This is a genomic window from Pseudomonas sp. HY13-MNA-CIBAN-0226 (genome assembly GCF_040310305.1).
Classification (GTDB): domain Bacteria; phylum Pseudomonadota; class Gammaproteobacteria; order Pseudomonadales; family Pseudomonadaceae; genus Aquipseudomonas; species Aquipseudomonas gregormendelii.
Genome location: NZ_JBEOPS010000368.1, coordinates 1 through 260, shown reverse-complemented (window position 1 = coordinate 260; position 260 = coordinate 1). Strand labels below are relative to the sequence as shown.

Genomic DNA, 260 nt, shown 5'->3' with positions numbered 1-260 from the left:
GCTCGGGCTGTTGCGCTAGCAAGTCTTTGATAACTGACAACTGCGTATCAATGACTGGCAGCGTCTGCTTATCATCATATTGTGCTTGGGTCTCACCAATACAAAATACCACGCCCAAATTTTGCGTCAGCGCATGAGTCAGCTTTTGCAGCAAGCACTCATGAGACTCTTGATGGTATTGACGGCGTTCAGAGTGACCAAGTATCGTCCAAGTTGCGCCAGCATCAACCACTTGCTGCGCGGAACAATCCCCCGTATAC

1 protein-coding gene is annotated in these 260 nt (G+C 49.6%); it reads right to left on the bottom strand.

Features of this window, described 5'->3' with window-relative positions:
• Positions 1-260: triose-phosphate isomerase (locus tag AAEZ05_RS29140; RefSeq protein WP_350650099.1), on the bottom strand; the 260-nt coding region annotated here is incomplete at both ends.